This window comes from Xanthomonas sp. 3075 (assembly GCF_014197275.1).
In the GTDB taxonomy this organism is placed as follows: Bacteria; Pseudomonadota; Gammaproteobacteria; order Xanthomonadales; family Xanthomonadaceae; genus Xanthomonas; species Xanthomonas campestris_B.
Map to the genome: position 1 here is coordinate 13,457 of NZ_JACIFI010000020.1, position 11,797 is coordinate 25,253.

Here is an 11,797-nt window from a genome sequence, read left to right on the forward strand (position 1 = left end):
TTCTCTCAGTGGGAATCGACAGGGCGCGCGGCTTGCTCGCGCAGGGCCGCGGCATAGCCGCCGGCGCCGTGTTCCAGCGTGCGCGCGACGCGCCCGATGGTGGTGACGCTGACCTGGGTCAGCTCATGGATCTCGCGGTATGGCACGCCCTTGATCAGCAACGGCACCACTCGCCAGCGGTCGGACATGGCCTCCAGCTCGGCAGGCGTGCACAGATCGCGCAGAAAAGCCTCGACCGCGCCAGGCTCTTTCAGGCACGCCAGGGCATCGGCGAGCATCTTGAGGGAGGCGGCGACATCGGTGGTTTCGCGGGGGGCAGGTCGTTGTTTCATTGCGTTAATGTAATAGCGTGTTAGTACATTAACGCAAGCGGGCTGAATTGTCACCCGCTTGGGATCTCGGGAATCGAGGGCGTTAAGGCTGATGCGATGCAGCGACTTCTGCGAAACCGAAGCTGCCGGTATGACGATCACAAATGATGAGTGACTCAGCCGGACTTCGAGCAGCAACTCAGCCGCTGCGCTGTCTTACGAAGCGCCATGCTGCTTAGGGGCTGCGGGAGCCCACAATACATGCCAGGACACTGCCTCACTTTTCAGGGGGGCTAGCGGCGCCTTGTCGATCTCCCATCGATGACAGATCACCAACAAGGATTCGACCGTCGCGGGATCAACCGGCCAGGTCAATTCCAGATGCAACTGGCACCCCCTGCCCCTGACACCGGCGTAGGCCGGCAAGGCTGCGAGCCAGCTGAAAAATTGCTCCTCGTCTTGCTGCGCGAAGAACACCGGCCCGTCCAGCACGATTTCGATCGAGTCACGCATCAGCTGGAGCGAACGGCACCCGGCACCAGCATCGCCTTGGCCTGCTCCAGCTCAACCTGCAGCGTGCTCGCCAACTCTTCGCGCGGCACATCGAACTGCTGCTCACGCACAAGATCCTTCACCGCCACCACGCCGCGCGCCAGCTCGTCGTCGCCGGCCAGCACCACGAAGCGGATGCCCGCACGCGCGGCGTACTGGAACTGCTTGCCGACCTTCTTCGGCTCCATCTGCACCTCGGTGTTGATGCCACCGATGCGGAGCCGGCGCGCGATATCCAGCGCGTCGTCCAGGCGCGATTCGTCCATCAGCGCAACCATCGCGTGCACGCTGCTCTCGGCGATGCCCTGGATCAGGCCAGCCTCGCGCAGCTGCCAGAACAGCCGGGTCAGGCCGATCGAGATGCCGACGCCCGGCAATTTGGACTTGGTGTAGTGGCTGGCCAGGCTTTCGTAGCGGCCGCCCGAACAGATCGAGCCGATCTGCGGGTGATCGGTGAGCGTGGTCTCGTAGACGGTGCCGGTGTAGTAATCCAAACCGCGCGCGATGGAGAAATTCAGGCAGTACGCGCTTTCCGGCACGCCCAGCGCCTTGACCAGTTCCAGCACTTCGCGCAGTTCGGCAATGCCCTCGCCCAGCGTCGCACTGGCACCGACCGAGGCTTCCAGCGCCTGCAATTGCGCCAGCGCATCGGCATGGCCGTCCGAACGCACCGCCACGAAGGCCAGGATCTTGTCGACCTGCTCGGCGGCAATGCCGAAGCCCTCGCCCACCAGCGTATCGCGCACGTAATCGGCACCGCGCTTGTCGATCTTGTCGACCTCGCGCAGCACCGCCAGCTGCAGTTCGCCCTCGGCCACGCCCAGGCTTTCGAAGAACCCGCGCAGCAGCTTGCGGTTGTTCAACTGCACCTTGAACGCGCCGATGCCCAGCTCGGCAAACACCGCGTGGATCACCGCCAGCACTTCGGCGTCGTAGCGGATGCTCAGCGCATCCTTGCCGATCACGTCGATGTCGCACTGATAGAACTCGCGGAAACGCCCACGCTGCGCACGCTCGCCGCGGTACACGCGCTGCATCTGGTAGCGGCGGAACGGGAAGCTCAACTCGTGCTCGTGCTCGGCCACATAGCGCGCCAGCGGCACGGTGAGGTCGAAGCGCAACGCCAGTTCCGGCAGGCCGCCGCTCTCGGCGCCCTCGTCGGCGGCGGCGGCGGCGGCCGCATTGGCCAGCGCGCCGGTGGACTGCACGAAGTACACCTGGCGCTCGGTTTCGCCGCCGGATTTGGTCAACAGCACGTCGGACAGCTCGAACACAGGGGTTTCGACCGGCAGGAACCCGAACCGCTCGTAATTGCGGCGGATGACGTCCAGCATGCGCTGGAACGCGATCTGCTCGCGCGGCAGCAATTCCATGATGCCGGGCGGCGTACGGGGCTTGATCACGAGCGAAACTCCTGCAGGGCAATGTGGCGAACGCGCAATTCTACCGGCTGCCGGCCGCGCTGACCGCATGGCGTATCATTCACACGCGTCCTAGCAGTGCGTGGCCCATGTATCGGCAGCTTCCAGATCCCAGCGCGACCTGCGCGGCGCCAAGCGCCGTGTCGGGCAACGACAGGCGCAATTCCGACTGTGCGCAATGCGCGGTACGCGGCCGGGCCATCTGCGCGGCGTTGTCGGCGCAGGAAATGGACGCGCTGGATCAGGCCATCCACGCCCAGACCTACGCCCCAGGCAGCACCCTGGTGCGCACGGGCGAGACCCGCCATCACGTCTACACCGTCACCTCCGGCGCCCTGCGCATGGTGCGCACGCTGCCCGACGGGCGCCGCCAGATCACCGGCTTCGTGCTGCCTGGCGACTACGTCGGGCTGACCGAAACGCCGCAGCACCGCCACGATATCGAAGCCATCGTCGCCAGCCGGGTGTGTCGCACACCGATGGCGCAGATGCGCCAGTTACGCGAGCGCTACCCCCAGCTGGAACGCAAGCTGTTCCAGCGCGCCAGCATGGAACTGGCCGCCGCGCAGGACACCGGCCTGCTGTTGGCGCGCCTGCAACCGAGCGAACGACTGGCGCATTTCCTGCTGCGCCTGGCCGCCCGCTCCACCCAGCCCGGCGCGACCGGCGACACCGTGGCGCTACCGATGAGCCGCAGCGATATCGCCGACCATCTCGGGCTGACCGTGGAAACGGTGAGCCGCACCTTCACCAAACTCAAACAGCAGCGACTGATTGCGTTGCCGCAGCTGCATCTGGTGCAGGTCCTGGATTACGCGGCAGTGCGTCGCCTTGCCGGCGATACCGTCTGAAGTGTCGCGGTGAAGTCGCAACACAGACCAACGAAAGCGCGCGATGATCTGCCAGACAGGCCTGGCTACTGCCTGAAATTTTCATGCGCTGCGTATGTGCTGACACGCAGGACGCTTGCGACGCTTTGCAAGCCATTACGAGCCGCTGCCGCAGCCGGAGGTCGATCGGCATTTGCGCACCGACAGCGACACCTACGGCGCACCCCACCGCACGCCGCCAAACGGCGCTGCAACATTCAGCCACCACCATGTGCGCGGGCCGGCGAGCGTATCCACTGCAAGTGAGTCGCAGGCTGCTGACGCCCTGCCGATCAGTGCCCGCCCACATTCGCCCCCGCCATCGACGCCCCGCAGCCACCGCCCAGCAGCCGCGATTGACGCAGCCAGGCGCGGTCCGGGTAATAGGCAAACACGAACGCGCCGTCGCGCAAGGTATCGATCAACTGCCTGGCCACCGCCGGACGCACCGCCGGGCAGCCCAGACTGCGGCCAAGCCGGCCCTGGCTGCGGATCACTGCCTCGCTGACGTAGGGCGCACCGTGGATCACGATTGCGCGGTCGCGCGCATGGTCGTTGAAACCCGGTTCCAGGCCCTTCAGCCGCAGCGAATACCCGTTCTGCCCGATGTAGGACTCCTGCGCGGTGAATGCGCCCAGGCTGGACTGGAAACTGCCATCGTCGTTGGAAAACTTCGCCGCCAGGTTGGTGCCGGTGTTGCGCCCGTGCGCCACCCATTCCCGAAACAGCAAGCGCTGGCGTGCCAGGTCGAACACCCACAGGCGGCGCTCGGTCGACGGCCGGCTGTAGTCGATCACGCTGAGCACGCGCTCGGCGCCAACCTGCTGACGCTGTCGCGCGCATTGCAGCGCCTCGGTCGCCAACGCCAGCACGCGACGATCCAGCGACGGCGCCTGCCGCGCCAAGGCATCGACCAGACCCACGCGCGTCGCGCTCCATGGCGACACGCGGGAAGTAGATAGGGCGTCGGCCGCACTGGCCGTTCCAGCCGCTGCCCACCCGAACAACGCGGCGGCAACGGCAATCACTCGATAAGACATGCAACAACCCACATCGGAAGCGGCGCCACGGCGGGAACCGCACCCCTTAGAAATAGCCCCATGGGCAGCACATTCCAACCCCGAGTCGCTGAACGCGTTGGGTTTAGCCCGCATCCACCAGCAGACGCTGCCGGAAGGCGGCATAGTCCGGTGGCAACGTTTCGGCATGTGCTGGCCGCTGCAATAGCGCGGCCAGCGCCGGCGGAACCTCGACATCGCGCCCGATCAACGGCTCCACCACCCCCTCGAACTTGGCCGGATGCGCGGTGGCCGCCACCGCCCAGTCGCCGGTGCCGCCATCGGCCCCTTCGGCGCGCAGCTGCTCCAGCACATGCACTGCGGTGGCGGTGTGCGGACAATGCACCTCGCCGTAGCGCGCATAGCGCTGCTGGATGGTGTGGCTGATGGCCGCATCGTCCACCGACAACGCACGGAATGCCTCACGCAGCACGGCATCGTCGCCCTGGTAGAGCCAGCGCAGCCGTTCGAAATTGCTCGGCGCCCCCACGTCCATCGCATTGGCCACGGTGGCCACGCTGGGCTGCGGCGCGTAATCGTCGCCGGCAAAATAATCCGGCAGCACGTGGTTGGCATTGGACGCCAGCGCGATGCGGCCCAGCGGTACGCCGAGCGCACGCGCCAGGATCGCCGCCAGCCCGTTGCCCAGATTGCCGGTGGGCACCACCAGATTCAGCGCGGCGCCCGCGCCGGCATGGTGCTGCAGGGCGGCATGCGCGTAATAGCTCATTTGCGGCAGCAGGCGGCCCAGGCTGATGCTGTTGGCCGAACTCAGCGGTACCTGCGCCTGCAGGTCGGCATCGTTCAAGGCCTGCTTGACCATCGCCTGGCAATCGTCGAACGAGCCGGCCACGCGCAAGGCCTGGATGTTGTCGCCGAAACAGCCCAGCTGATGCGCCTGGCGCGGCGACACGCGGCCGTCCGGATACAGCACCACCACGCGCAAGCCGGGCTGGCGATGGAATGCCGCAGCCACGGCCGCGCCGGTATCGCCGGAGGTGGCGACCAGGATGGTCAGCGGCCGGTCTTCGGCACGGCGCAGGCGGGTCAGGCACGCCGCGAGAAAGCGCGCACCGAAATCCTTGAACGCGGCAGTGGGCCCGTGGAACAGCTCCAGCGCATAATCGCCGGGCGTACCCAATGGCACCAACGGCGCAGGGAAATCGAACGCATCGGCAGAGATCGCCGGCAGTTCGTCCGCCAGTGCATCGCCATCGAAGAACGGCTGCAACAATGCGACGGCGGTGTCGGCCAGCGTGGTGCCGGCAGTCAACGTCCGTGCCGGTGGCAGGGTCTGCGGCACGTACAGTCCGCCATCGGGGGCCAGGCCGGCGGCAATCGCCTGGCTCAGGCTTGCGGCAGGTGCGCCACCGCGGGTGGAGATAAACATCAGCGTGACTCCAGGCAAGAACAGGACCGGGCATTACCCGGCAATGAAATGGTCGAGGGAATGGGCATGGTTGGCGCGGTCGCTGCGTTCCGCCGAATGGTCCCCTGCATGCGCTGGCGCGGCGCTATGCTGCGCGCACCTTTCCGTGGAGTCGGCAGATGATCAAGGTGAGCGTGATGTATCCCTACCGCGAAGGCGCCCGTTTCGACCACAGCTACTACCGCGACCAGCACATGCCGCTGGTGGCCGCGCGCATGGGTGCGGCCTGCCTGCGTTACACCGTGGACAAGGGACTCAGCGGCGGCGAGCCCGGCAGCACGCCGGCCTTCATCGGCATGTGCCATCTCTTTTGCGATTCGGTGGAAGCCTTCAACGGCAGCTTCGGCCCGCACGCGACGGAGATCCTGGGCGACATCGCCAACTACACCGACCTGAGCCCGGTGATGCAGATCAGCGAGGTCGTCGTCGAGTGAGGGACTTGCCGCGTGTTGCGTGGTCCACACGCCGCACGTGGCATCCTGCCGAACTGGGACATGCAGATGCCAGCTCATTCGATCAGCCGTGCGGCCGGGCTGGCGATCGGCGACACCCAGCACTGGCTATCGAACCCGGCAGCGGCAAAGGCAGCCTGCACTGCAGGCACAGCGGCTTGCGCAGCGGCGCGCGTTTCGAACCATGCGAACACGCTTGGGCCGGCACCGGAAATGCTCGCACCCATCGCGTCATGCTCCAGCGCAGCCTGTTTGGCGGCGGCGAAGCCGGTGATCAGCGGCGCACGGCGTGGCTCGACCAGCACATCGCGCAAGCCGGCACGCACCAGCCCGGCATCGCTGGCATGGCAGCCCGCCAGCACCAACGCAAGATTGGTGCTCTGCGCGACAAACTCGCGCAATTGATAATCGCCGGCCAGGGCTTCGCGCGCGCGGCGGGTTTCCAGCACCGCGTCCGGATGCACCAGCAGGCTGTGCCAAGCGGCCGGCACACTGATCGGCACCAGCCGCTCCAGCGTGCACAGCACCAGCCCGCCTAAAAACAGCGGCCCCAGATTGTCGCCATGTCGGCTACCGCTGGCGACGGCTTCGCCGTCGAGCGCATGCTGATACAGCTGCGTCGTGCTTAGCGGCGTGTCTAGCAGCGCGTTTGCCGCCACCAATGCGGCCACACATGAGGCTGCCGAGCCCCCCATGCCTGAGCTCAACGCGATGCCCTTGTCGATCTCCACTTCAAAGCCGTAAGGCAGCTTCAGTGCTGCGCGCAGCGACATCAAGGCTGCGCCGGCGGTGTTGCGCTCGGCATCCAGCGGCAAGGCCACGGTGGTGCCGCGAATGGCGGCGATGCGGACCACCGGCGCATCGATGCGACGCACCGTGACCGTATCGCCCACGCCGTCGATGGGATAACCGAGCAGATCGAATCCTACTGCCACATTCGCCACCGAAGCCGGTGCGAATGCGCGTGCTTCGTGCAGGCCCTGCATTGCGGTCGCCACGTGGTCCGCTTCGCTTGTTTGATCTGGCGCCGTTTGATTTACAGCCGCCTGGTTTGCAACCGCCTGATTCACAATCGCGCCCCCTCGCCCGCCGCCACCCGCAGCAGATCGGCAAAGACACCGGCCGCGGTGACTTCCGGCCCGGCTCCCGGCCCCTGCACCACCAGCGGGTTTTCGCAGTAACGCCGCGTGGTGAACTGCACCACGTTGTCGGTCAAACGCAGATTGGCGAACGCATGATCGGCCGGCAACTCGACCAGGCCCACGCTGGGTGCGCTGTCGGGCGGCAGCTGCGCGACATACCGCAGCACATTGCCACGTGCACGTGCATCGGCCAGGCGCTGCGCGAACGTGGCATCCACCTCATGCAGGCGCGCCATGAAATCCTCAACGCTGGCCTGACGCAGCGCCTCGGGCACCAGGCTCTCGACCTGCACATCTTCCAGGCTGATCGCGCGCCCCGCTTCACGCGCCAGGATCACCAGCTTGCGCGCCACATCCACACCGGACAGATCGTCGCGCGGGTCCGGCTCGGTATAGCCCATCCCGCGCGCCTGGGTCACCAGTTCGGCGAACGGCACGCTACCGTCGTACTTGTTGAACAACCATGCCAGCGTGCCGGAAAAGATGCCTTCGATCGAAGTCACCGCATCGCCGGTATCGACCAGATCGCGCAGCGTGGTGATCACCGGCAGCCCTGCGCCAACCGTGGCCTCGTAACGGAAGCGTGCGCCGCTGGCATCGGCCGCCGCACGGATCGCCTGATACCGCTGCAACGGGCCGGAGCCGGCCTGTTTGTTCGGCGTCACCACATGGATGCCGGCGGCCAACCAATCCGCATAGCGATCGGCCACTTCAGCGCTGCCGCTGCAATCGATGATCACCGTATGCGGCAGATGCGCGGACAGCAGATGCGTGGTGAACCGCTCCAGATCGGTCGCGGTGGCTGCAGACGCGAAGGCATCGCGCCAGTTGCCCACCAGACCGCGCTCGTCGAGCAGCATGCGGCCACGCGACACCACTGCGCGCAAGCGCAGGTCGATGTTGGCCTTGCCCAGCAACTGCGGCTGCGCAATGCGCAACTGATCCAGTAGCGCTGCGCCGACGTTCCCCGGGCCGATCACGCCCACCGAGAACGTCTGCGGCGACAACCAGAAGCCTGCATGGGCTGCACGCAAGGCCTTGGTCGCGTGCGCCGCGTCGATGGCCACCGAGATATTGCGCTCCGACGAGCCCTGCGCGATCGCCAGGATATTGACCTGCGCACGCCCCAAGGACTCGAACAACCGCGCCGCCACACCCGGCTGCCCGGCCATGCCATCGCCCACTGCCGCCAGCACGCTGATGCCCGTGGTCAGTTGCACGCGTTGCACCTGGCCGACCGTGAGTTCGTGCGCAAACGCCTGCAACAGCGCATTGCGCGCACGCTCGGACTCGTGCTGTTTGACCACGCAGCAGATCGAATGCTCCGACGAGCCCTGCGAGATCATCACCACCGACACCTGCGCCACGCGCAGCGCCGCAAACACGCGCTCGGCCGTGCCCGGCACGCCGATCAGCCCGGTGCCTTCCAGGTTGAGCACCGCCAGATCCGGGCTCAGCGTCAGCCCCTTGATCGGCCCGCTCACCTTGCTGCTGGCGGTGATGCGCGTACCCGGATGTTCCGGCTGGAAGGTGTTGCGGATGATGATGGGCAGGCCGCGCTCGATCGCTGGCGACATCGTCTGCGGATGCACCACCTTCGCGCCGAAATACGCCAGCTCGCAGGCCTCGTCGTAACTCAAGGTTTCCAGCTGCACCGCTTCGGGCACCACGCGCGGGTCCGCCGAAAGCACGCCATCCACGTCGGTCCAGATATGCAGCTCATCGGCATCGAACAAGGCGGCGAAGATCGCACCGGAATAATCGCTGCCGTTGCGCCCCAGCGTGGTGATGCGGTCGGCGCGATCGCGCGCTACGAAGCCGGTGACCACCACGCGCGTTTGCGGATGCGCCTGGCGCCAGGTTGCAAGCCGCTGCGCGCTGACGTCCCAATCCACATCAACGCCGAGTTCGCCGCGGTTGACTACCAGCACATCGCGCGCATCCAGCACCGCGCAATCCTCGCCAAGCGCGCGGAAGTGATCGCCGAGCAATTGTGCCGAATACACCTCGCCCAGGCCCTGCACGCGGTCGAGCACCTCGCGCGGCAGCTCGCCGATCACCGCCAATGCACCGAGGATCTGCGACAGGTGCTCGAAGCGCTCGTCCAGCCACTCCACCGTCGGCCCCGAGTGTTCGCCAAGCAAGGCCACCGCCGCACCGCGATGGCGCGCCCGCGTTTCATGCCAGCGCTCGCGCCATTCGGGGCGGTTCTGTGCGGCCAGCTCGGCCAATTCGATCAAGGCATCGGTAACCCCCTTCATCGCAGACACCACGGTGACCTGCACCGTCTCGTCGCGGGCGAGCAACAACTGCGCTACATGCCGGTAGCGCTCGGCATCGGCCACCGACGTGCCGCCGAATTTATGCACGACGGTGCGTGCGGAAGATGCGGCAACAGCGGCGGGTTCGAGCAAAACAACAGGCGATGACATCGACAGACCTCGTTAGGGAGGCCCCGTCCGCATCAGATGAGGGAGGAAAGCCCCCGCATCCTGATCCGGGTGCGGGGCCGTTGTTTTCGGAAGTTACGCGAAGACGACGGGCCGCACCGGGCGAATGGTGACGGTGGTAATGGTGGTGGTAATGCCGGCCACGTCCGCACCAGGCCGCAGCTGCGGCTGACAGGTAAGCGAGGAGATGGCGGAGGCGTTAGGCATGTATGCAAAAGACATCAGCGGGGCGAGGCCTGTCAAGCATTGCGTGAATGGGCAGGCGCACGCGCGCGACACCGGCAACAGAAAACCTTGTCGCTCAGGGATTTAGGCGCCGCGCTCACAAGTAATTGATTGCTATGGAAACTTTTATCGCAACCTGGGCGGACCGCCGTGCGCAGCTTTGGAACATCTGCCAGCGCCGCGCGACGGGAAGGTTCAACTCGCACCGTTAGCGCCCATCCACGCGTGTGCATCTGTCAGGTCAGCGCGGACACGCGAGGCGGCTCAGAGGCGACCCTGCCCCCTTGGCGCTGCCGACATGCCGCTTCCCATAACGGATTCTCATCGCACCACACAGGTGATCGTCGTCCTGCGTTCCGAGCCAGCAGACAAGCCAGATCAGACAAGCGTCTACGTAACAACCCAGGATCAGCCGAGTACCTGAGGATTGAGTTGCCAGACCGAGAAATTAAGCGTCGCCGCAAAGCTCACCCAAGCCAGATACGGCACCAGCAACCATGCCGCCAGAGCTTGCCTCTTCGCGAACGCCGCGATCGTGGCCGCCAGCACCAGCCACAGCGCCACGATGTCGGCAAACGCCCAGGCTCCCATGTGCCATGCGAAGAACAACCAGCTCCACAAACCATTGAGCGCCAGCTGCACCACGAACAGAGCTAATGCCACCCGCGCCTCAGTCCAGCCGCCGCGCCGCCACACCAACCACACCGATACCGCCATCATCCCGTACAACGCAGTCCACACTGGCCCGAACAACCATCCCGGTGGTGCCCAGACGGGACGCTTTAGCTCCGCGTAAAAGCTGGCCGCTTGGATCGATGCCACCGCGCCCAGCCCGGCGATTGCATAGCACAGCGCCAGCCAGCCGAGAAGGCCGAACCATTGCGATTTTTTTGACAGACGGTGCGTCATGAGAGTTGTGGCGAGTTATCAACGCTCGCCAGCTTGCCAGAGCATCTGTGCAAGCCGTGACTACGCAAACAAGCGAGCTTGCGGTCAGCTAGGGCCTGTTAACACTAATGGCCCGAGCGATTAAACTATTGGGCATGGAGATCACGCCAGCACAATTTTCTCTGATCGAACACTGCCTGCCGGCGCAGCGCGGCAATGTCAGCATGACCAACCTGCAAGTGGTCAACGCCATCCTTTACGTTGCCGAGCATGGCTGCAAATGGCGCGGCCTACCCAAGCGCTTTGGCAACTGGCATACGGTCTACACACGCATGAACCGTTGGGCCAAGGCGGGTGTGCTGGACCGGATGTTCGCCCAATTGCAGAAGTCCCAGATCGTGCGCATCAAAATCGAAGCAGTCTCGCTGGACTCCACCAGCGTCAAGGTCCATCCCGATGGCACCGGTGCATTAAAAAAACGGCCCGCAGGCCGTCGGCAAGTCCCGCGGTGGATGGAACACCAAGATTCATATGGTTGCCGCAGATGCTCGAACAGCCATCACCTTTGGATTGACGCCTGGCAACGTGCATGACGCACCTGCAGGCCGCGCGTTGCTTGAACACCTGGGGCCAGTGGAGCGGCCGATTCATTTGTTGATGGACCGTGCTTACGAGGGCAACGAAACCCGCCAGTTGGCGCTCGATCTTGGCTTCGTGCCGGTGGTCCCGCCGAAATCCAATCGGGTCGAGCCTTGGGAATACAACCGGGAGATGTACAAGCGGCGCAACGAAGTGGAGAGACTGTTCCGTCGCTTGAAAGGCTACCGCCGGATTTTCTCGCGCTTCGAGAAGCTGGATATCATGTTCCTTGGATTCCTCAGCTTCGTCCTAGTCGTTGATGGGCTTCGGATGTGTTAACAGGCCCTAGTGCCGTATCGACTCCTGCCGTCATGTCCAATTTCCTGGGGTAGGGACTTGGACTACAAACTGATGTGCTACT

The 11,797-nt window shown here is 65.2% G+C and carries 11 protein-coding genes; 3 read left to right on the forward strand and 8 right to left on the reverse strand.

Features of this window, described 5'->3' with window-relative positions; genetic code table 11:
* Nucleotides 1-5: 5 nt before the first annotated feature.
* The 3 genes from GGR62_RS16675 to hisS all read right to left on the reverse strand — a co-directional run bounded on the left by GGR62_RS16675 (nt 6) and on the right by hisS (nt 2,266).
* Nucleotides 6-332: a YerC/YecD family TrpR-related protein gene (locus GGR62_RS16675; RefSeq protein ID WP_184409015.1), complete on the reverse strand. Its 327-nt coding sequence runs from the start codon at nt 330-332 to the stop codon at nt 6-8.
* A 195-nt stretch (nt 333-527) separates the two neighbouring features.
* Nucleotides 528-824, reverse strand: a complete 297-nt coding sequence (locus tag GGR62_RS16680; protein ID WP_184408972.1) for a hypothetical protein — start codon at nt 822-824, stop codon at nt 528-530.
* Nucleotides 824-2,266 (reverse strand): histidine--tRNA ligase, encoded by a 1,443-nt coding sequence (hisS, locus tag GGR62_RS16685; RefSeq protein ID WP_184408973.1) that lies wholly within the window; start codon nt 2,264-2,266, stop codon nt 824-826. The genes GGR62_RS16680 and hisS overlap by 1 nt, the downstream gene beginning before the upstream one ends.
* A 245-nt stretch (nt 2,267-2,511) precedes the next feature.
* Between hisS and GGR62_RS16690 the strand changes: the two genes are divergently transcribed.
* Entirely contained in the window at nt 2,512-3,135 is a 624-nt protein-coding gene (locus GGR62_RS16690; protein ID WP_184408974.1) for a helix-turn-helix domain-containing protein, read from the forward strand.
* A 311-nt stretch (nt 3,136-3,446) separates the two neighbouring features.
* On the opposite strand, the gene GGR62_RS16695 is transcribed toward GGR62_RS16690, so the two are convergent.
* Nucleotides 3,447-4,193, reverse strand: a complete 747-nt coding sequence (locus GGR62_RS16695; RefSeq protein WP_184408975.1) for a murein L,D-transpeptidase catalytic domain family protein — start codon at nt 4,191-4,193, stop codon at nt 3,447-3,449.
* Nucleotides 4,194-4,296: 103 nt separating this feature from the next.
* The gene (thrC, locus tag GGR62_RS16700) at nt 4,297-5,601 is read right to left on the reverse strand and encodes a threonine synthase (RefSeq protein WP_184408976.1); all 1,305 of its coding nucleotides are present in this window, start codon (nt 5,599-5,601) and stop codon (nt 4,297-4,299) included.
* Nucleotides 5,602-5,759: 158 nt separating this feature from the next.
* Here thrC and GGR62_RS16705 point away from each other — a divergent pair, with 158 nt between their 5' ends.
* Nucleotides 5,760-6,074 (forward strand): EthD family reductase, encoded by a 315-nt coding sequence (locus GGR62_RS16705; protein WP_184408977.1) that lies wholly within the window; start codon nt 5,760-5,762, stop codon nt 6,072-6,074.
* A 74-nt stretch (nt 6,075-6,148) separates the two neighbouring features.
* Here GGR62_RS16705 and GGR62_RS16710 read toward each other — a convergent pair whose 3' ends face one another.
* From GGR62_RS16710 to GGR62_RS16720, 3 genes are all read right to left on the reverse strand, one after another.
* Nucleotides 6,149-7,078: a homoserine kinase gene (locus tag GGR62_RS16710; protein WP_184408978.1), complete on the reverse strand. Its 930-nt coding sequence runs from the start codon at nt 7,076-7,078 to the stop codon at nt 6,149-6,151.
* Between the two features lie 80 nt (nt 7,079-7,158).
* Entirely contained in the window at nt 7,159-9,666 is a 2,508-nt protein-coding gene (thrA, locus tag GGR62_RS16715; RefSeq protein ID WP_184408979.1) for a bifunctional aspartate kinase/homoserine dehydrogenase I, read from the reverse strand.
* A 651-nt stretch (nt 9,667-10,317) separates the two neighbouring features.
* Nucleotides 10,318-10,818, reverse strand: coding sequence for a TspO/MBR family protein (locus tag GGR62_RS16720; RefSeq protein ID WP_184408980.1), 501 nt, complete (start codon nt 10,816-10,818; stop codon nt 10,318-10,320).
* Nucleotides 10,819-10,952: 134 nt separating this feature from the next.
* Between GGR62_RS16720 and GGR62_RS16725 the strand changes: the two genes are divergently transcribed.
* Nucleotides 10,953-11,715, forward strand: a protein-coding gene (locus tag GGR62_RS16725) for an IS5 family transposase (protein ID WP_260306245.1) whose coding sequence is annotated in 2 segments (ribosomal slippage) — nt 10,953-11,272 and nt 11,271-11,715 — 765 coding nt in all. Because the reading frame shifts where the segments join, the coding sequence is not laid out codon by codon here.
* Nucleotides 11,716-11,797 lie beyond the last annotated feature (82 nt).